General features: G+C 73.9%; 3 protein-coding genes. All 3 read left to right on the forward strand.

Annotation, left to right across the window (positions count from 1 at the left end):
- Nucleotides 1-99: 99 nt before the first annotated feature.
- The 3 genes from ACFQ79_RS34270 to ACFQ79_RS34280 are packed head-to-tail and all read left to right on the forward strand — an operon-like array spanning nt 100 to nt 22,640.
- Nucleotides 100-726: a phosphopantetheine-binding protein gene (locus ACFQ79_RS34270; RefSeq protein ID WP_383590690.1), complete on the forward strand. Its 627-nt coding sequence runs from the start codon at nt 100-102 to the stop codon at nt 724-726.
- A gap of 40 nt (nt 727-766) precedes the next feature.
- Nucleotides 767-11,830, forward strand: coding sequence for a type I polyketide synthase (locus ACFQ79_RS34275; protein WP_383590692.1), 11,064 nt, complete (start codon nt 767-769; stop codon nt 11,828-11,830).
- Between the two features lie 52 nt (nt 11,831-11,882).
- On the forward strand, nt 11,883-22,640 hold the full coding sequence (locus tag ACFQ79_RS34280) for an SDR family NAD(P)-dependent oxidoreductase (RefSeq protein ID WP_383590694.1): 10,758 nt from the start codon (nt 11,883-11,885) through the stop codon (nt 22,638-22,640).
- Nucleotides 22,641-22,674: the final 34 nt, after the last annotated feature.

Below are 22,674 nucleotides of genomic sequence, written 5' to 3' on the forward strand. Positions count from 1 at the left end.
GGCTCTTCGGCCACCTCGGCGATCCATGTCAACAGCACTGAAGCAGTATCCCCGCATGGAGAGGCCCAAGAACCACCATAAGAAACGACGTCTTACACCGTGGCCCGGCGTCGTCCGCTCATCGAGGACCTGCCCGAGGTCCGGCGACTGGCCGCTGCCACGGACACGGCGACCGCCGACGCGTCCGGCGACGACACGCAGTCGCTGCGGGGCCGCCTCGCCGAGCTGAGCGCCGACGACCAGGCCGCCGAGCTGCTCGCCATCGTGCAGGGGGAGGCCGCGAGGGTCCTCGAACTCCGCGATCCCCAGGCGGTGGCGGAGCAGCGTGCCTTCCGCGAGCTCGGGTTCGACTCGGTGATGGCGGTCGAGATGCGGAACCGGCTGAGGAGGCTGTCCGGACTGCGACTGCCCGCCACCCTGGTGTTCGATCACCCGACGCCGGGCGCTGTGGTGGCGTACCTGCGCGGAGCGATGTTCCCGGACGGGACCGGGACCGTGGCGTCGCCCCTCGCGCAGATCGAGCGGCTGGAGAACGCGCTGCTGCGCATGCGGCAGCCCGACAGCCGTGAGAAGGCACGCATCACCCTGCGCCTCCAGTCCCTCCTCGAGACGTGGCGTGGTGAGGGCGACGAACAGGGGCAGGGGGACGCCGGCGGGCAACCGTTCGAATCCGCGACCCCCGACGAAGTATTCGACTTCATTGACAAGGAGCTGGGTCAGCGCTGACCGCGACCAGCCCCGTTGGACTCCGGCGATTGAGAATGTGATGACGGACCAGGACAAGTTGTTCGAATACCTCAAGCGGGTAACCGGTGAGCTGAAGCAGACGCGGGAACGCCTCCTGCGGTACGAGTCGGGCGAGCACGAGCCGATCGCCGTCGTGGGGATGAGCTGCCGGCTTCCGGGCGGGGTACGCAGCCCCGAGGACCTGTGGGAGCTGGTGGCGAACGGAACGGACGCCATCACGGCGTTCCCGCCCGACCGCGGCTGGCCGATCGACGAGCTGTACGACCCCGAGCCCGGCCGCCCGGGCAAGACGTACGCCCGCGAGGGCGGCTTCGTCGAGGACGTGGCCGACTTCGACGCCGAGCTGTTCGGCATCAGCCCGCGCGAGGCGCTGAGCATGGACCCGCAGCAGCGGCTGCTCCTCGAGTCCGCGTGGGAACTGTTCGAACGCGCGGGCCTCGACCACACCACCCTCCGGTCCAGCTCCACCGGCGTCTTCGTCGGCGCGGGCTTCCAGGGCTACGGCAGCCACGCGGACGCCTCCGACGGCTACCTCCTGACCGGCTCCACGGGCAGCGTGGTATCGGGCCGGCTGTCGTACGTGTTCGGGTTGGAAGGTCCTGCGGTGACGGTGGACACGGCGTGTTCGTCGTCGCTCGTGGCGTTGCATCTGGCGGCGCAGGCGTTGCGGGCCGGTGAGTGCTCGCTGGCGCTCGCCGGTGGGGTGACGGTGATGTCGACGCCGGGTGCGTTCGTGGAGTTCAGCCGGCAGCGAGGGATGGCGGCCGACGGGCGCTGCAAGCCGTTCGCGGCCGCGGCCGACGGAACGGGCTGGGGCGAGGGCGTCGGTCTACTGCTCCTTGAGCGGTTGTCCGACGCCCGTCGCCACGGGCATCGGGTGCTGGCCGTGGTACGTGGCTCCGCCGTGAACCAGGACGGCGCGTCGAACGGCCTGACGGCACCCAACGGGCCCTCGCAACAGCGGGTCATCCAGCAGGCCTTGGCGAACGCCGGTCTGGGCGCCGAGCAGATCGACGCGGTGGAGGCCCACGGCACGGGCACGACACTGGGTGATCCGATCGAGGCGCAGGCGCTCCTTGCGACGTACGGCCAGGACCGGCTGGAGGACCACCCGCTGTGGCTCGGCTCCGTGAAGTCGAACATCGGACACACGCAGTCCGCTGCGGGCGTGGCAGGCGTCATCAAGATGGTGATGGCGATGCGGCACGGCCGTCTGCCCGAGACGCTGCACGTGGACGAGCCGTCGCCGCACGTGGACTGGACGACGGGTGGCGTGCGTCTGCTGACGGAGTCGGTGCCGTGGCCCGGTGAGGAGCGCGTACGGCGGGCGGGGGTGTCGTCGTTCGGCGTCAGTGGCACGAATGCGCACGTGATCCTGGAGGAGCCTCCTGCGACTGAACCCGTGGTTCCTGATCCTGTGGCGGCGAGGCCGGAGGCGCCGGGGCCGGTGCCGTGGGTGATGTCGGGCCGGGGTGGGACGGGGCTGCGGGGTCAGGCGGCTCAGCTGGCCGCGTTCGCCCGGGGGCGCGCGGATGCCGATGTCGCGGGTGTGGCGGCGACGTTGATGAACCGTGCGCCGCTGGAGGACCGAGCGGTGGTCGTGGGCGAGGACGTCGCCGAACTCGTCGTGCGGCTTGATGCGCTGGCGGAGGGTGGTTCGGTCGACGGCCTGGTGACCGGTTCGCCGGTGACGGGCAAGACGGCTGTGCTGTTCACGGGCCAGGGTTCCCAGTTCGCCGGGATGGGTGCGCAGCTGTACGAGCGGTTCGAGGCGTTCGCCGGTGTGGTGGACGAAGTGTGTGCGGTGGCGGACGAGTTGTTGCCTGAGCCGTTGCGTCCGGTGCTCTTCGGTGAGGACGGGCGTGGTGACCTGCTCGACCGGACGGTGTTCGCCCAGGTGGGGTTGGTGGCGCTGGAGGTGGGGCTGTGGCGGGTCCTGTCCGAGACTGGTGTCCGGGCCGATGTGCTGGTGGGGCATTCGGTCGGTGAGATCAGCGCTGCTGTCGCGGCGGGTGTGCTCACCTTGCCTGATGCGGTGCGGCTGGTCTGTGCGCGCGGTCGGTTGATGCAGGGGATGGCCGCTGGCGGGGTGATGGTGTCCGTGGCTGCGCCGGTCGAGGACATCCAGGAACGCGTCAGTGGAGTTCCCGGAGTGTGGATCGCCGCGGTGAACGCACCGGGGTCGGTCGTCCTGGCCGGTGAGGCCGATGCCGTACGCGAAGTGGTCGCTGCGCTGGATGCCGAAGGGGTGCGGACCCGCTCCCTCCCCGTGAGTCACGCCTTCCATACCCCACTGATGGACCCGATGCTGGAGGACTTCTCCGCTGCCATCGCCGGCCTGTCCTTCCGACCTGCGCAGATCCCGGTCGTCTCGACGGTGACCGGCGAGCTCGCGGGTGCCGACTTCGGCAGCCCCGCGTACTGGGTGCAGCACGTCCGGCAGCCGGTCCGGTTCGCCGACGCGGTCGGCAGGGCGCGGGAGTTGGGCGCGCGGGTGTGGGCTGAGGTCGGTCCGCAGCCCGCGCTCTCCGCCGCGATGGAGGAGCGTGCGGGCGAGGCCGTCGTGTCCTTCATGCGGCGTGACCGCGACCAGGTCACCGGTCTCCTGCCCGGCCTGTCCCGGCTCCACGTCCACGGCGTCGAGGTCGACTGGGACCAGTGGATCCCCCGGACGACGCGGCCGGTGGAGCTCCCGACGTACGCCTTCCAGCGGCGCCGTTACTGGCTGGAGGCGTCCGCCCCCTCCGTAGCCGAGGCGGAGGTCGACCCCGGTGCGGCGGAGTTCTGGGAGGCGGTCGAGCGCAACGACCTCGAAGCCCTCGGCCTTCACGAGGACACCCCCTCCGATGCCGTACTCCCGGCCCTGACGGCGTGGCGGCGTGGCCGCCAGGAGCGTCAGGCCCTCGCCGGCCTGCGCTACCAGGTCACCTGGAAAGCCGTACCGGAGACCGGCGCCCCCGTCCCCCTGTCCGGCACCTGGCTGGTGCTCACCCGGTCCGACGACGAAGCCCCGGAGCTCACCGCCGCCGTCGGCCGGGCCGGCGGGCAGGCCGTCCGGATCGCCGTCCCCGGGGACGTCACGCCCGAGGAGCTGTCGCGTCTGCTGTCCGAAGCCTGCGGCGACACCCCCGTGCCGAGCGGGGTCCTCTCCCTCCTCGCCGTGGCGGACCGCACGGCAGCGGAAACCTTCCCGGACCGACTGCCCGCAACGGTGACCGACACCGTCACCCTGCTCCGCGTCCTGGACGACACCGGCATCGACGCACCCGTGTGGTCCGTCACCCGGGGCGCCGTCGCCACGCGTGCCGACGAACCGACGACCGACCCCGCCGCCGCGCTGGTGTGGGGCATGGGCCGCGTGGCCGCCCTGGAACAGCCCGGCCGATGGGGTGGCCTGATCGACCTTCCGGCAGTGCCGGACGACAACACCTACGACCTGGTCTGCCGCGTCGTCGCCGGTACGGACCGCGAGGACCAGGTCGCGATCCGTACCGGCGGCCTGCTCGCACGCCGGGTGCGCAGGGCGGACCGCGCAGCCGGGACCGCGGCGACCTGGCGGCCCCGGGGCACGGCGCTGATCACGGGCGGCACCGGAGCTCTCGGGGGTCATGTCGCGCGATGGCTGGTCGGGCAGGGCGTCGAGCACGTCGTCCTGCTGGGACGCCGTGGCCCCGACGCACCTCGGGCCGCCGCGCTGCGCGACGAACTCACCGCCGCCGGAGCCCGTGTCACCGTCGCCGCCTGCGACGTGGCCGACCGCGAACAGCTCCACGAGGTGGTCCGCCAGGTCCGGGCCGACGGCGCGGAGATCCGCGTCGTCGTCCACGCCGCCGGCCTGGGCCTGACGGGCGCGCTGTCCGAGGTGCGACCCGAGGAGTTCCGGCGGACCATGGCGGCGAAGGCGCTCGGCGCGCTCCACCTCGACGCCCTCTTCGACCGGGCCGACCTCGACGCCTTCGTCCTCTTCTCCTCGATCGCGGGAATCTGGGGCAGCGGCGGCCAGAGCGCCTACGCCGCGGCGAACGCGTACCTCGACGCGCTGGCCCGCCGGCGCCGTGACCGCGGGTTGACCGCGACCTCGGTGGCCTGGGGCGCCTGGGCAGGGGACGGCATGGCCGAAGGCGACGCCGCAGTACAGCTCGCCCGCCGCGGCATCACCACGATGCCGGTCGACCGGGCCCTGAGCTCGCTCCACCAGATCCTCGACCGGGACGAGACCACGGCCACCGTCGCCGACGTCGACTGGAGCCGCTTCGCCCGGACGTACCTGACCGTCCGCGACAGCAGCCTGTTCGACGAGATCGCGGAGGCGCGCGAGGCGCAGGCCGGGGAACAGGCCGTCGAAGGGGAGAGCACCGGCGACTTCCCGCTGGTCCGCAGGCTGCGCTCCCTCGACGAGGCCGCACAGCACCACGAGCTGCTCGACGTGATCCGCACGGCGGCGGCCGAGGTGCTCGGCCACGCAAGGGCGACCGACATCCACGAGGACCGGGCCTTCCGCGACCTCGGCTGCGACTCGCTGACGGCCGTCGAAGTCCGCGACCGCCTGCGCGGCGCCACCGGTCTGCGGCTCCCGGCCACCCTGCTGTTCGACCGCCCCACGCCACGGGTGCTCGCCGCGCATCTCCGGACGGAACTCTTCGGCGGTCACACCGCCGCCGCCCAGGTGCTGCCCGCGCCGGCCGGCGCACCGGTGGACGACGACCCGATCGCCATCGTCGGGATGAGTTGCCGCTTCCCCGGGGACGTGCGGTCGCCCGAGGACCTGTGGCGGCTGGTCGCGACGGGCCGGGACACCCTCACCGAGTTCCCGACGAACCGGGGCTGGGACCTGTCGGCCCTGTTCGACGACGACCCGGACCGCCCGGGAACCAGCTACGCCACCACCGGCAGCTTCCTGCACGACGTCGACGAGTTCGACGCCGAGTTCTTCGGGATCAACCCGCGCGAGGCGCTGGCCATGGACCCGCAGCAGCGGCTGCTCCTCGAGGTGACCTGGGAGGCGTTGGAACGCGCACACATCGCTCCGGAGTCGCTCCGCACCAGCCGGACCGGCGTCTTCGTCGGCACGAACGGCCAGGACTACGTCTCCCTGCTGGGGGGCGCCGGGATCGCCGCCGAGGGATACCTGGCGACCGGCAACGCGGCGAGTGTGGTGTCGGGCCGGCTGTCGTACGTGTTCGGGTTGGAGGGTCCTGCGGTGACGGTGGACACGGCGTGTTCGTCGTCGCTCGTGGCGTTGCATCTGGCGGCGCAGGCGTTGCGGGCCGGTGAGTGCTCGTTGGCGCTCGCCGGTGGGGTGACGGTGATGTCGACGCCGGGTGCGTTCGTGGAGTTCAGCCGGCAGCGGGGTCTGGCGCCCGATGGCCGGTGCAAGCCGTTCGCGGCGGGAGCCGACGGTACGGGCTGGGGTGAGGGTGCGGGTGTGCTGTTGCTCGAGCGGCTGTCCGAGGCGGTGGCGAACGGTCATCAAGTGCTCGCTGTGCTCCGGGGTTCGGCGGTCAATCAGGACGGTGCGTCGAACGGTCTGACGGCGCCGAACGGTCCGGCGCAGCAGCGGGTGATCCGGCAGGCGCTGTCCAACGCCGGTCTCGGTAGCGGTGAAGTGGACGTCGTCGAGGCGCATGGCACCGGTACGAGGCTGGGTGACCCGATCGAGGCGCAGGCGCTGCTTGCGACGTACGGCCAGGACCGGCCGGAAGAGCGTCCGCTGTGGCTGGGTTCGGTGAAGTCGAACATCGGGCACACGCAGGCGGCCGCGGGTGTGGCCGGTGTGATCAAGATGGTGATGGCGATGCGGCACGGGCGGTTGCCCGAGACGCTGCATGTCGATGAACCGTCGTCGCACGTGGACTGGTCCGCGGGTGAGGTGCGTCTGCTGACGGAGCCGGTGCCGTGGTCCGGTGACGAGCGCGTACGGCGGGCGGGGGTGTCCTCGTTCGGCGTCAGTGGCACGAATGCGCACGTGATCCTGGAGGAGCCTCCTGCGACTGGCCCCGTGGTTCGTGATCCTGTGGCGGTGAGGCCGGAGGTGCCGGGTCCGGTGCCGTGGGTGGTGTCGGGCCGGGGTGACGCGGCGCTGCGGGGTCAGGCGGCCCAGCTGGCGGAGTTCGTCAGGGGGCGGCGCGGGGATGTCGATGTCGCGGGTCTGGCGGCGACGTTGACGAACCGTGCAGTGCTGGAGGACCGCGCGGTGGTCGTGGGCGAGGGCGTCGCGGAGTTGGTGGCGGGCCTTGACGCGCTGGCCGAGGGCGGTGCGGTCGACGGCCTGGTGACGGGTTCGCCGGTGGGTGGGAGGAAGGCGGTGCTGTTCACCGGTCAGGGTTCCCAGTTCGCCGGGATGGGTGCGCAGTTGTACGGGCGGTTCGAGTCGTTCGCTGCTGTGGTGGACGAAGTGTGTGCGGTGGCCGATGAGTTGTTGCCTGAGCCGTTGCGTCCGGTGCTCTTCGGTGAGGACGGGCGTGGTGAGCTGATCGACCGGACCGTCTTCGCCCAGATCGGCCTTGTGGCGCTGGAGGTCGGGCTGTGGCGGGTTCTGTCCGAGAGCGGTGTTCGGGCGGATGTGCTGGTGGGGCATTCGGTCGGTGAGATCAGCGCGGCCGTGGCGGCGGGTGTGTTGGACCTGCCCGACGCGGTCCGACTGGCCTGCGTGCGCGGTCGGCTGATGCAGGGGATGGCCGCCGGCGGGGTGATGGTCTCCGTGGCTGCCCCTGCCGAGGTGATCCAGGAGAGGATCTCCGGCCTCGCCGGGGTGTGGGTGGCAGCGGTGAACGCGCCGGGGTCGGTCGTCCTGGCGGGCGAGGCGGATGCCGTACACGGTGTGGTCGGGAAGCTGACCGTCGAGGGCGTACGCACGCGCTCCCTCCCCGTGAGTCACGCGTTCCATACCCCGTTGATGGACCCCATGCTGGAGGACTTCTCCGCTGCCATCGCCGACCTGATCTTCCGGCCTGCGGAGATCCCGGTCGTCTCGACGGTGACCGGCGAGCTTGCGGGCGCCGACTTCGGCAGCCCCGCCTACTGGGTGCAGCACGCGCGGCAGCCCGTACGATTCGCCGCATCCATAGCCATGGCGCGGGAGCTGGGCGCCCGCGCATGGATCGAGGTGGGCCCGCAGCCCGCGCTCTCCGCCGCGATGGAAGAGCGTGCGGGCGAGGCCGTCGCCTCCTTCATGCGGCGCGACCGCGACCAGGTCACCGCCCTCCTCACCGGTCTGGCCCGGCTCCACGTGCACGGCGTCGAGGTCGACTGGGGCCGGTGGGTCTCCCGTACGCGACCGCCGGTGGAGATCCCGACGTACGCCTTCCAGCGCCGGCGCTACTGGCCGGGCGGCTCTGCCGCGGCGTCCGCGGGCTCCCTCTCGGGTGTGGGCCTGTCCGGTGCCGACCATCGTCTGCTCGGCGCGCAGGTGACGCTCGCCGACGGCGGTGCGGTGTTCACGGGCCGGCTGTCGGTGTCCACGCAACCCTGGCTCGCCGACCATGCCGTATCCGGAACCGTCCTGCTGCCGGGAACCGCGTTCGTCGACTTCATGGCACACGCGGGTCGACAGACGGGGTGCCCGCAGGTGCGGGAACTGACCCTGCAGGCACCCCTGGTGCTGGCCGAGGAGGGGCCGGGCGTGGCGGTCCAGGTCGTCGTCGACGCCCCCGACGAACACGGGCAGCGGGCTGTCGCCGTCTACTCCCGCCCGGACGCCGGAGCGGTCGAGTGGACCCGGCACGGCACCGGCGTCCTCAGCGAGACGGCGGAGCTCCCTGAAACGGGCTGGGCCTGGCCGCCGGCGGGCGAGCCGCTCCCGGCGGAGGGCGTCTACGCCGGACTGTCCGACGCCGGATTCGACTACGGGCTCGTCTTCCGGGGCCTGAAGCAGGTCTGGCAGGACGGCGAGGACGTGTACGCCGAGGTCGTCCTGCCCGACGAGCCGGCCGGCTTCGCGCTCCACCCGGCCCTGCTCGACGCCGCGCTGCACGCTCTTGCCGCCGCCCCCGGCGCCGGGTCCGGCGAAGGAGGTCTGCCCTTCGCGTTCACCGGCGTACGCGTGCACCGACCCGGTGCCTCGACCCTGCGCGTACGGCTGCGCAAGCAGGAGCCCGACGGGATCGGACTTGAGGCCGTCGACGTCGCCGGGAACCCCGTGGTGTCCATCGACTCGCTGGTGTTCCGGCCGGTCAGCCATGCCGATCTCGCCGCGCCCGGGGCATCCGAAGGGGACGTGCTGCACCTGCGGTGGACGCCGCTTCCGGAGCGGACCCCGGAGGCCCCGGAAGCAGAAGCGGAGGGAACCGCGGCCCACGCGCAGCCGGGCGGCGGTCACGTGCACGCCGTCCCCGGCATCGCGGCGGCCTCCGCTGCGGTGCGCGGCGGAACGGCCGAGCCGCACTGGGTGGTGCTGCCCTGCCGTGCCCCCGAGGAGGGGTCGGTCCCGGACCGTGCGCGTGCCCTGATCGTCCGGGCACTCGGCCAGGTGCAGGCCTTCCTCGACGCCCCCGAGATGGCCGGGCGCCGACTGCTCGTCCTGACCCGGGGCGCGGTCGCGGCCGACGAGAGCGACCGTGGCGTCGACGTGTCAGCGGCGGGCGTCTGGGGGCTGGTGCGCTCGGCCCAGTCGGAACACCCGGACCGGCTCGTCCTGCTGGACGTCGACACCGAGGTGGGCGACGACGAGTGGCCCGCCCTGCTGTCCGCCGTCGCCGCCGCCCCGCTGCCCCAGCTCGTACGGCGCAACGGGAGACTGTCGACGCCGCGCCTGGAAGCGGTCGGGGGCGGCGAGGACCTGATCGCCCCCGTGCGGGGCGCATGGCGTCTCACGGCCGGACCGGGCGGCACCTCGGCGGAACTCGCCCTCGTGTCCCAGACCTTGACCGCCGGCGAACCGCTCGGCGAGGGCATGGTCCGAGTGGCCGTGCGCGCGGCCGGGCTCAACTTCCGCGACGTGCTCATCTCGCTCGGCATGTACCCCGGCGCCGCGTCGATCGGCGGCGAGGGCGCGGGCGTCGTCACCGAGGTCGGCCCGGGTGTCACCGGCACGGCGGTCGGTGACCGGGTGATGGGGCTGATGCCGGACTCGTTCGCCGATACGACGGTGACGGACGCCCGCATGATCGTCCGCATGCCCGAGGGCTGGACGTTCCAGGAGGCGGCCTCCGTGCCCATCGTCTTCCTCACCGCCCGGTACGCCCTCGGGGATCTCGCGGGTCTTCGTCGGGGTGAGCGGGTGCTGATTCACGCGGGGGCGGGGGGTGTCGGGATGGCGGCCGTGCAGCTCGCGCGTCATCTCGGTGCGGAGGTGTTCGCGACGGCGCACCCGTCCAAGTGGGGGACGCTGCGGGGTCTTGGGGTGGCGGAGGATCACATCGCGTCCTCGCGTGATCTCGGTTTCCGTGCGGCGTTCCTCGACGTGACCGGTGGTGCCGGGGTCGATGTGGTGCTGAACTCGCTCGCGGGTGAGTTCGTGGACGCCTCGCTCGAACTCCTGCCGCGTGGCGGCCGGTTCATCGAGATGGGCAAGACCGATGTCCGGGAGGCCGCCTCGCTGCCGGCCGGAGTCCGGTACCGCACCTTCGACCTCTCCGAACCCGAGCCCGCACGCATCGGCGCGATGCTGACGGAGCTCCTCACGATGTTGCGGGACGGCGCCCTGAGGCTCCTCCCGCTGACCTCGTGGGACGTACGCAGGGCCCCGGCCGCGTTCGGGCACGTGCGGTCGGCCCGGCACACCGGCAAGGTCGTCCTCACCGTACCCGCGCCGCTCGACCCGGACGGCACCGTCCTGATCACCGGCGGCACCGGCACGCTGGGCGCGCTGGTCGCCGAGCACCTGGTCACCACGCACGGCGTACGGCACCTGTTGCTGGTCGGCAGGCGCGGCCCGCAGGCGCCCGGGGCCGAGGAACTCGCGCTGCGGCTGCGGCAGTTCGGTGCAGAGGTCCGGATCGTGGCAGCCGATCTCGCGCGCCGCGAGGAGACCGCGGACGTCCTCGCCCAGGTCGGTGCCGACCACCCGCTCACCGGCGTCGTCCATGCGGCGGGCATCGCCGACGACGGCGTCCTCGGCGCGCTGACGCCCGACCGGGTCGACCGGGTCATGGCCGCCAAGGCCGACGCGGCCTGGCATCTCCACGAGCTGACCCGGGACGCGGACCTGGCGATGTTCACCCTGTTCTCGTCCGCCTCCGGAGTCCTCGGGTCCCCGGGCCAGGCCAACTACGCCGCCGCGAACACCTTCCTGGACGCCCTGGCCGAGCACCGCAGGGCGCAGGGCCTCGCGGGACAGTCCCTGTCCTGGGGACTGTGGGCCCGCCGCAGCGCCATCAGCGGTCACCTCACCGACGCCGACCTGGCCCGCGTGGCCCGGTCCGGCATGGTGCCGCTCGGCGACGAGCACGGGCTGCGGCTCCTGGACGGGGCACGCGCCCGCTGCGGACGCGCGCACGCCGTACCGGTGCTGCTCGCACCGGGGCACCGGCACACCCATCCGCTCCTCGCCCATCTGGGCGGACCCTCCCGCCCGGCCCGTACCGCCACGCGCGGTGGCGGGGCCGGCGCCCCGTCCGTACCGCTGGCCGAAAGGCTCCGCGAGCTGTCGGCGGAGGAGCAGCGGCGGATGCTGCTGACCCTGGTGCGGGAGCAGTCCGCGGCCGCCCTCGGGCACGAGTCCACGGAAGCCATCGGCCCCCGGAAGCCCTTCAAGGAGCTGGGGTTCGACTCGCTCACCGGCGTCGAGGTCCGCAACAGGCTCGGCGCGGCGACGGGGGCGACCCTGCGCGCCACCGTGGTGTTCGACTTCCCCACGCCCGCAGCGCTCGCCGACCACCTGTGGGAGACGATCCGGCCCGACGACGGCACGGGGGAGCCCCCGATCATCGCCGATCTCGCCCGCCTGGAGGCCGCGCTGACACAGGCCCCGGACTCCGGCGACCTGCGCGACGAGATCACCGCCCGCCTGGAGGAGATCCTCTGGACCTGGCGGGACAGGGCGGAGGGAGGGCGGCCGGTCACCGGCGAGGACGACGACGATCTGGCCGCCGCGACCGACGACGAGATGTTCGCCCTGATCGACGAAGAACTCGGCAGGCAGTGACGTGCGCCGTCACCTGCCCGACCGCCCGCCGCACGTGAGGAGCCAGGCCCGGATGTCAGACAACCAGAAGCTGCGGGACTACCTGAACAAGGTCACGGCCGATCTGCGGCAGACCCGCAGGCGGCTGGAGGAGGCCCGGTCCGCCGACTCCGAGCCGATCGCCGTCATCGGGATGAGCTGCCGGTTCCCCGGCGGGGTTGAGTCCCCCGAAGAGCTGTGGCAGCTGGTCGCCGGCGAACGGGACGCGATCACCCCGTTCCCCCGCGACCGCGGCTGGGACGTGGACGGCCTCTACGACCCGGACCCCGGGCGGACCGGCACCTCGTACGCCCGCGCGGGCGGGTTCCTCGCCGACGCCGGCGGCTTCGACGCGGAGTTCTTCGGCATCAGCCCGCGCGAGGCGCTGGCGATGGACCCGCAACAGCGGCTGCTGCTCGAACTGGCCTGGGAGGTCTTCGAGGACGCCGGCATCGACCCCACCTCGGTGGCCGGCCGGCCGGTCGGCACGTACATCGGCACCTCCACCTCCGGCTACGGCATCACCCTGGCCGAGGCGCCCTCAGGGGTGGAGGGGTATCTGCTGACGGGCAGCGCGGCGGCCGTCGCCTCCGGACGGATCGCGTACACCCTCGGCCTGGAGGGCCCGGCGGTCACGATCGACACGGCGTGCTCGTCGTCGCTGGTCGCCATGCACCTGGCCGCACAGGCCCTGCGGTCCGGCGAGAGCGATCTCGCGGTGGCCGGCGGTGCCACCGTCATGTCCAGTCCCGGCACGTTCGTGGAGTTCAGCCGGCAGCGAGGTCTGTCGCCGGACGGGCTGTGCAAGCCGTTCGCGGCGGCGGCGGACGGCACCGGCTGGGGCGAAGGCGTCGGACTGCTCCTCCTGGAGCGGCTGTCCGACGCCCTCGCGAGCGGTCACCGCGTGCTCGGCGTGCTGCGGGGCTCCGCGGTGAACCAGGACGGCGCGTCCAACGGCCTCACGGCACCGAACGGCCCGTCGCAGCAACGGGTCATCCGGCAGGCCCTGCGCAACGCCCGGGTCGCCGCCGCACAGGTGGACGTCGTGGAGGCGCACGGCACCGGCACCACACTCGGCGACCCCATCGAGGCACAGGCCCTGCTCGACACGTACGGCCAGGGCCGCACGCACGAGAGGCCGTTGTGGCTCGGCTCGGTCAAGTCGAACATCGGGCACACGCAGGCGGCCGCGGGCGTGGCCGGGGTCATCAAGATGCTGATGGCCATGCGGCACGGGAAGCTGCCTGCGACGCTGCACGTGGACGCGCCGTCGCCGCACGTGGACTGGTCGGCGGGCGAGGTACGCCTGCTGACCGAGGCGGTGCCGTGGCCGGGCGACGGGCATCCGCGCCGGGCCGGGGTGTCCTCGTTCGGGGTCAGCGGCACCAACGCCCACGTGATCCTCGAGGAACCGCCCGCCGTCGAGCCGAAGGCCGCCGCGCCGGTGGAGACGCCGGGTCCCGTGCCGTGGGCGCTGTCGGGGCGCGGGGACGAGGGACTGCGCGGCCAGGCCGCCCGGCTCGCCGACTTCGTACGGGAACGGCGGGCCGCGGGGACGGCCGATCGCACCTGGCTCGCCGGCGTCGCGTCGGGGCTGGCCGGACGCGCCGCCCTGGAGCAGCGGGCCGTGGTCGTGGGGTCGGACGTGGACGGACTCCTCGCGGGCCTTGACGCGCTGGCGGCCGACGGGCAGCCCCTGCCGGCGAGCACCGACTCCGGCGCGGTCTTCGTCTTCCCCGGCCAGGGTGGCCAATGGGCCCGCATGGGAAGGGAGTTGCTGGCAGCCGATGCCGTCTTCGCGGAGGCCGTCGCCGCGTGCGAGCGGGCCCTGGATCCATGGGTGGACTGGTCGCTGCGAGCGGTGCTGTCGGGGGAGGAGCGGGACTGGCTGGACCGGGTGGACGTGGTCCAGCCGGCGTTGTGGGCGGTGATGGTCTCCCTTGCGGAGGTCTGGCGTGCGGCGGGCGTCGTCCCCGATGTCGTCGTGGGTCACTCGCAGGGTGAGATCGCGGCTGCGGTGGTCGCGGGCCGGTTGAGTGTCGAGGACGGCGCCCGCGTGGTCGCGCTCCGCTCGCGTGCCCTGCGGGACCTCGCCGGTCGGGGGGCGATGGCCTCCCTGGCGCTGGACGCGGCGGAGGCGGAGACGCAAATGCCGTCGGACGTCACCGTGGCAGCCGTGAACGCTCCGGGGCAGATCGTCGTGAGCGGTCCGCCCGAGGAGATCGCCGACCTGTGCGCCCGGCTCGACGGGCAGGGGATACGGGCACGCCGTATCGAGGTGGACTACGCCTCGCACCACGCGCAGGTGGAAGTGGTCGAGGAGCGGCTGCGCGCGGAGCTGGCCGGGGTCGTCGATCTGGGCGGCTCGGGACCGGAGTTCGTGTCGACGGTGACCGGTGAGCCGGTTGCCGTGGGGGATCTGGACGCCGGCTACTGGTACCGCAACCTGCGCGAGCCGGTGCTGTTCGCCGATGTGGTGCGGCGGTTGGAGGAATCGGGATCCCGGACGTACGTGGAGATCGGTCCCCATCCGGTGCTGTCGTTGGCCATGGAGCAGACGGTCACCGACGGTCGGGTGCTGCACACACTGCGCCGCGAACAGCCGGACTCCGTCCAGCTGTTGAGGAGCCTGGGCGCCGCCTGGGCCGCCGGTCTGCCGGTGGCGTGGCGGGAGCTGCTGCCCGCCGTACAGCCGGTGGCCTTGCCCACGTACGCCTTCCAGCGACAGCACTACTGGCTCACTCCTCCCGCGAGCGAGCGGCGGACGGCCGTCGGCCGGTACCGGATCGGCTGGAAGCCGCTGCCGGAACCCGAGCCTGTCGGCCCGCCCCGGACCACCGCATGGCTGCTCGTCCACGAAGAGGACGGGGACCGCGCGATCGAGGCCGCCGTGCTCGCCGCAGCGCTCACGGGCGAAGGCGGCTCGGCGCGCGTGGTCGCCGTGCCGTCCGGAACGGTCGAACCGGATGCGCTGACCCGCCTGTTGAACGACTTCCCCCTTCCGGAGGAGCACCCGGTCGGGGTGGTCTCCCTGCTGCGCGGAGAGGCCGCGGTGGGGCTCCTGCGGGCCGTGGCGTCCGTACCCTGGCGGGCCTGTCTGTGGCAACTGACCTCGGGTGCGGTCGGCGTGGGCGACGACGATGTCGTCGCCGACCGCACACAGGCCGGGTTGTGGGGATGGAGCCGCTGCTTCGCCCTCGAACACCCGGACCGCTGGGGCGGCCTGCTCGACCTGCCCGAGGGCGCCGCCGCCGAAGTGGTGGCCCGGGCGGCGGTCCGGCTCGCGCACGACGGCGACGAGGACCAGGTCGCCGTCCGCGCCGAGGGCGCCTACGGCCGTCGCCTGCTGCCCGTGACCGACGAGCCGGGCGACCCGCGACCGGCATGGCCGCCGGCCGGCACGGTGGTGGTCACCGGCGGCACCGAGGGGCCCGGCCGCCATGTGGCCCGCTGGGTGGCCTCCCGGGGCGCCGACCGCCTGGTGCTCGTCGGCACCGGCGCGGCGGAGCTGTGCGCCGAACTGACCGCGGCGGGTACGCCGACCGTCGCCGTGACGTGCGACATCACCGACCCCGAGGCCCTCCGCGCGCTGCTCCACGAGGCCACGGCGGAAGCGCCGTTGGCCGCCGTGGTGCACACCGCGGGCACCATCGAGCTGGCCCCGGTCCTGCGGAGCGACCCGGCACACGCCGCCCGCGTGACACACGAGCGCTGCGCGGGCGCCGAAGCGCTGACCGAGGTGCTGCGCACCGACCATCCGGACGCCCGACTGGTCCTGCTCTCCTCGGTCGCGGGCGTCTGGGGCGGAGGCGCGCACGGCGCGTTCGCCGCCGCCGGCGCACACCTCGACGCCCTGGCCGAACGCGAACGCGCGGCCGGCCGCCCGGTCACCTCCGTCGCCGTCAGCCCCTGGGAGGCCGAGCCCGAACTGGCCGACCTGCTGCGCGGACAGGGAGTGCCCGTCACCGACTCCGCCACGGCCCTGGACGCGCTGCCCGGCCTGCTGGCCCTGCCCGACGCGGCCGTCGTCCTGGCCCGCGTGCACTGGGAGCGGTTCGTCCCCACGTTCACCGCCGCCGGACCCCGGCCGCTCATCGGCGACCTCCCGGAGGTCCGTCGCGTCCTGGAGGCAGAGGCCCACGCCGACGCCGACCGGACCCCGGATGCTGCACACACCTCCAAGCTGGCGCGGACCCTGGCAGCCGCAGCACCGGCCGAGCACGACCGGATCGTCCTGACCGAGGTCCGGGCCACCACGGCCGCCGTGCTGGGCTATGCGGGCCCGGACGACATCGGCGAGGCCAAGGCCTTCCGCGAGCTCGGCATGGACTCCGTGACCGCCGTCGAGCTGCGCAACCGACTGTCCGCGGCCACCGGCGTACGGCTCCCCGCCACGCTGATCTTCGACCACCCCAACCCGACGGCGGTGGCCCGCCGGCTGCGCCAGGAGCTGACACCCGGCCCGACGGGGGCCGGCGACCAGCCGGCCGACACGCGGCCGCACCCGGCGGCCGCCGACGAACCCGTCGCCATCGTGGGGATGAGCTGCCGGTTCCCCGGCCGCGTCGCCTCCCCCGAGGACCTGTGGCAGCTGGTCGCGGGGGGCGTCGACGCCGTCGCACCGTTCCCCGACGACCGGGGCTGGGACGTGTCCGCCCTCTACGACGAGGACCCGGACCGGGCCCGGACCGTGTACGCGCGCAACGGCGGATTCCTGCACGACGTGGCCGCGTTCGACGCCGGCTTCTTCGAGATCAGCCCCCGCGAGGCGACCGCCATGGACCCCCAGCAGCGGCTGCTCCTCGAGACCTCCTGGGAGGCGTTCGAACAGGCCGGCATCGCCCCGGAGGACATGCGCGGCAGCGACACCGGTGTCTTCGTCGGCACCAACGGACAGGACTACGCGTCCCTCCTGATGTCCGGCGACGACGGCCTCGAGGGCTACCTCGGCACCGGCAACGCGGCGAGCGTGGCCTCCGGCCGCGTCGCCTACACCCTCGGTCTCGAGGGCCCGGCCGTCTCGGTCGACACCGCCTGCTCGTCCTCCCTCGTGGCGCTCCACTGGGCCGCGCAGGCGCTGCGGCAGGGCGAGTGTTCGATGGCCCTGACCGGCGGCGTCACGGTGATGACGACCCCGGGCTCACTGCTCACCTTCGCCCGTCAGCGCGGCCTCGCCGCGGACGGGCGCAGCAAGGCGTTCTCCGCCCACGCCGACGGCATGGGCATGGCCGAGGGCGTCGGCATGCTGCTCCTCGAGCGGCTCTCCGACGCGCGGCGCAACGGGCACCGGGTGCTCGCCGTGATCCGCGGCTCCGCGATCAACCAGGACGGCGCCAGCAACGGCCTCACCGCCCCGAACGGCCCCGCGCAGCAACGGGTCATACGGCAGGCCCTGCGCAACGCCGGAATCGGCGCGGCGGACGTCGACGCCGTCGAGGCGCACGGCACCGGCACCACGCTCGGCGACCCGATCGAGGCACAGGCCCTCCAGGCCGCCTACGGCCACGACCGCCCCGCCGACCTCCCGCTGTGGCTCGGATCGCTGAAGTCCAACATCGGCCACACCCAGGCCGCCGCCGGAGTGGCGGGTGTGATCAAGATGGTGATGGCCCTCGACCGGGAGTCACTGCCCCGCACCCTGCACGCCGACCAACCGTCCGAGCACGTCGACTGGTCCGGGAGCACGCTGCGGCTGCTCACCGAACCGCTGCCGTGGAAACGCTCCGGGCGCCCCCGCCGGGCCGGCGTCTCGTCGTTCGGGATGAGCGGCACCAACGCCCACGTCATCCTGGAGGAGGCCCCCGCGGCCGCGCCCCGGGACATCGCCGAGCCGGCGACCGACGACCGCGAGGAGGCGTCCGCCGTACCGCCGTGGCTGCTCTCCGCGAAGTCCGAAGCGGGGCTCCGCGAGCAGGCCGACCGGCTGCGGCGCCGACTGCGTGCCGCACCCGGCCCCGACGCGGTGGACGTCGGCCACGCGCTGGCGACCACGCGTTCCTCCTTCGCGCACCGCGCGGCCGTCCGCGGCACCGGGCTCGACGAACTGCTCGCGGGCCTGGACGCGGTGGCCGCAGGGGAGCAGTCCTCGTACGCGATCCGCGGGCGGGCCGACGCGGGCGAGCGCCCGGTGTTCGTCTTCCCGGGCCAGGGCTCGCAGTGGGACGGCATGGCCGCGCGGCTCCTCGACACCTCGCGGGTGTTCCGCGACGGCATCGAGGCGTGCGCCGCGGCCCTTGCCCCGCACCTGGACTGGTCCCTGCCCGACGTGCTCCGGGGCGGCGCGGGTGCGCCGCCGCTGGACCGGGTGGACGTGGTGCAGCCCGCGCTCTTCGCGATGATGGTGTCGCTGGCCGACCTGTGGCAGGCGCACGGCGTCCGGCCCGCCGCCGTGGTCGGCCACAGCCAGGGCGAGATCGCCGCCGCGTACGTGGCGGGGGCCCTGACCCTGGACGACGCCGCCCGCATCGTCGCCCTGCGCAGCCGGATGCTGGCCGGCCTCCAGGACAGCGGAGGCATGACCTCGGTCGCCGCTCCCGTCGCCCGGGTGGCGGACCGACTGGCCCGATGGGGCGGCGAGCTGGAGGTCGCCGCCGTCAACGGACCGCGCTCGGTCGTCGTGTCCGGGCCGCTCCCGGGTCTGCGCCTGATGGAGAAGGAGTGCGCCGCCGAGGGGATCCGCGTGCGGCGCGTCCCGGTCGGCTACGCCTCGCACTCGCGGTACGTGGAGGCGCTGCGCACGCCGCTGCTCGCCGCCCTTCACGGTCTGTCGCCGCGAGCGGCCACCGTGCCGTTCCTCTCGACCGTGACAGGCGAGTCCGTCGACACCTCCACCCTTGACGCCGACTACTGGTACCGGAACCTTCGCCACACCGTTCGGCTCGACGAGGCCGTCGGCACTCTGCTCGGCCAGGGTCATCGCGCCTTCGCCGAGATGAGCCCGCACCCGGTCCTCACCGCCGGCCTCCTCGACACCGCCGAACAGGCCGGCACCGACGCGTTCGCGGTCGGCACGCTCCGCCGCGACGAAGGAGGCCTCGACCGCTTCCTCACCTCGCTGGGCGAGGCACACGTCCGAGGCGTACGGGTGGACTGGCGGCCCGCCTTCGCCGGGCACCGGCCGCGGCCGGTGGAGCTGCCGACGTACGCCTTCCAGCGGCAGCGGTACTGGGTCCACGCCGCGCCCCAGGGGACGGGGGACGTCGCTGCGGCGGGGGTGGAACCGGCCGACCATCCCCTGCTGGGCGCGGAGATCGCGCTCGCCGGCACCGACGAACTGGTGCTCACCGGCACCGTCCGCGTCCCGGCACTCCCCTGGCTGGCGGACCACCAGGTCTCCGGCGTCGCGCTGCTGCCCGGGACCGCCTTCGTGGACCTCGCGCTCCGGGCCGGTGCACGCTGCGGCCACCCCGTCGTGGAGGAGCTCACGCTCCAGGCGCCGCTGGTCCTCCCCGAGGGCGAGGAACCGCGTATCCAGGTCAGGGTGAGTCCGTCCGACGACACGGGACGGCGCGAGTTCCGCGTCCACTCCCGGACGGGCGACGGCACGGGCGGCCTCGCGGGCAACGGCGCGGACGACTCCGGCTGGACCTGCCACGCGACCGGTACGCTCACCGCCACCGCCACCGCCACCGCCACCGCCACCGCCACCGCCACCGCCGACATGACCGACGCCACCGCATCCACCGCCCCCGTCGGCCCCGTCGCCCCTCCGGCCATCGAACCGGATCCCACCGCCGCCTGGCCGCCGGCCGGCGCGACCACCGTCGACATCACCGACGGCTATGACCGGCTTGCCGAGCTCGGGTACGGCTACGGTCCCGCGTTCCGGGGAGTCCGCGCGGTCTGGCGCCTCGGAGACGAGGTCTTCGCCGAGGTGCGCCTGCCGGACCGACTGGCCCAGGAGGCGGGCCGGTTCGGTCTGCACCCGGCTCTGCTCGACGCCGGCCTCCAGGCCGTCGGCCTGGCCGCGGCCGGGGCCGGGGCCGACGGGAGGACACCGGACGGCGGTGGCGATCAGGCCGCGGGCATCCGGCTGCCGTTCGCATGGACGGGCCTGAACCTGCACCGCGTCGGCGCGAGCGCCCTGCGGGTGCGGCTGGCGCCCACCGCGAACGGCGGTGTCTCCGTCACGGCCACGGACGAGACCGGTGCGCCGGTCCTGTCCGCCCGCTCGCTGGAGTTCCGGCCCGTCTCGACCCGAGGCATGCGGCTCTCCGGAGGCGGACTGTTCCGGCTGGACTGGCGGGAGACGCCCGGTCTCCGAGGACACACCCCGCCCGTGGCCGGCGCCTGGGCCGTCGTGGGCCCCGGGGCCGAGGAACTGCGGACGCTGCTGGCCGCCGGCGGAGCCGACGCCACGGCGCACGCCGACCTGCCCGCCCTGCTGAGCGCCTCGGCCTCCGGAGCTTCCACGCCCGGCGTCGTCCTGCTGGCACCGGAGCCGGTCCGGCCCGGCCGCCCGGACACGGTGGAAGACGTCCATGCCCGGGTCGGGCGCCAACTCTCCTTCTTGCAGGACTGGTTGAGCGGGACGCGCTGGTCGGACACCCGTCTCGTGGTGGCCACCCGGGGTGCGGACACCCTTGATCCGGCCGCCGCCGCGACAGGGGGACTCCTCCGCTCGGCGCAGGCCGAGCACCCCGGCCGCTTCACCCTGCTCGACCTGGACGGCGACGTCCTGCCGCAGGCGGTCGTCGAGGCCGTCGCGAGCGGCGCACCCCACCTCCTGGTACGCGCCGGAGCGGTCCTCGAACCCTCGCTCGTCCGCCTGCCCGCACCGGCAGGGGCCGCCGCCCCGCTCACCGGAACCGTTCTCGTCACCGGCGGCACCGGAACCCTCGGCGCCCACGTGGCCCGGCACCTCGCCGCCGCACACGGAGTGGAACACCTGCTGTTGATCAGCCGCAGTGGCGAGACGGCCGCGGGCGCTGCCGAACTGCGCGCCGAACTCGCCGACCTGGGCTGCGACGTCACCTTCGCGGCGTGCGACAGCGCCGACCGGGACGCCCTGCGCATCGTCCTCGACGGCATTCCGGCGGAGCGGCCCCTGAGCGCCGTCATCCACGCGGCCGGGGTCCTGGACGACGCCGTCCTCACCTCGATGACCCCGGAGCAACTGGGCCGGGTGCTGCGGTCGAAGGCCGACGGGGCGATCCACCTGCACGACCTGACCCGCGGGCTCCCGCTCGCGGCCTTCGTCCTGTTCTCCTCGGCGGCCGCCGTCCTCGGGAGCCCCGGACAGGGCAACTACGCGGCGGCGAACGCCCTGCTGGACGGCCTGGCCCGGCACCGTCGAGCCGCCGGACTGCCCGCGCTCTCCGTCGCGTGGGGCCTGTGGGGACAGCGCACGGGGATGACCGCCCATCTGTCCGACGCGGACCTGCGCCGGATGACCCGCGCCGGCCTGGCCCCCCTGGACACCGAGGGCGGCCTTGCGCTGCTCGACGCCGCGCTGGCGACGGCTGAGGCCACGGGCGAGCCGACGGTACTCGGCGCACGGCTGGACCTGGCGACCCTGCGCGCCCGGGGCGCCGACGCGACGATCCCGCCGCTCCTGCGCAGCCTGGTGGGGATGCCCGACAGGTCGGCCCCGAACGGTCCGGCGGAGGGCGCGCCGGAGGCGACGGTACGGCGGGAACTCGCGGATCGGACACCGCGGGAGCGCCTGCGGGTGCTGCTGCGCCTGGTCCGCTCCGCCGCGGCCGCCGTGCTCGGCCACGCCGACGCCGACCAGGTCCCGTCCGACGGGGCGTTCACCGAGCTCGGCTTCGACTCGCTCACCGCCGTCGAGCTGCGCAACCGGGTGCAGTCCTCGACCGAGTTGCGCCTGCCCGCGACCCTGGTCTTCGACCACGCGACCCCGCTGGCGCTCGCGGCGTACCTGGACGGTGAACTGGCGGCAAGCCCGAGCCCCGCACCGGCGGAGGAAGCCCGGAGCGCCCTGGTGGAGAGTGCCGCGCCCGACAGCATCGAGGCGTTGTACCGGGCGGCCTGCCGGCAGCGGAAGGGGCACCTGGCGATGGACCTGCTCACCGCTGCGTCCCGGCTCCGGGAGCGGTTCACCGACCCGGCGGCGCTGACCGCCCCGCCCCGGCCGGTCCGCCTGGCCTCCGGTGCCGACGAACCCCTGCTGGTCTGCCTGTCCACGATCACCGCGCTCTCCAGCGTCTACCAGTACGCCCGCTTCGGCACGGCCCTCCAGCGGCGACGCGAGGCGTGGTTCGTGCCGGTGCCAGGGTTCACGGCGGACGAGCCGGTGCCGGCCGATGTGGACGCCGTCGTCGATCTGCACGCCGATCTCGCGCTGCGGTGCGCCGAGGGCCGCGCGTTCGCCCTCGTCGGTCACTCGGCCGGCGGCTGGCTGGCCCACGCGGTGACGAGCCGGCTCGAGGCCAGGGGCGTACCGCCGGTGGGCACCGTGCTGATCGACACCTATCTGCCGGGCAGTTCCTCCTTCACCCTGGTGCAGGACGCGCTGACCGACATGATGTTCGACCACGAGTCCACGGTCGGGCGGCTCGACAGTGCCCGGCTCACCGCGATGGGCGCCTATCTGCGGCTCTTCGACGGCTGGAAGCCCGAACCGGTGCGCACACCGACCCTGTTCGTCCGTGCGGGCGAGCCGGTGACCGACACCGTCACGGGCGACGGATGGCGCCTGAACTGGCCGCTGCCGAACACCACGCGGGAGGTTCCCGGCGACCACTTCTCCATGATGCAGTCCGGTTCCGCCACGACCGCCGAGGCCGTCGACGCCTGGTTGCGGGACATCCCGCGACCGAAGGCCGGCTGACTCGCGGCGGGGGCCGCCCCGCCCGGTCGAGTCC

This window comes from Streptomyces sp. NPDC056480 (assembly GCF_042795405.1).
Classification (GTDB): domain Bacteria; phylum Actinomycetota; class Actinomycetes; order Streptomycetales; family Streptomycetaceae; genus Streptomyces.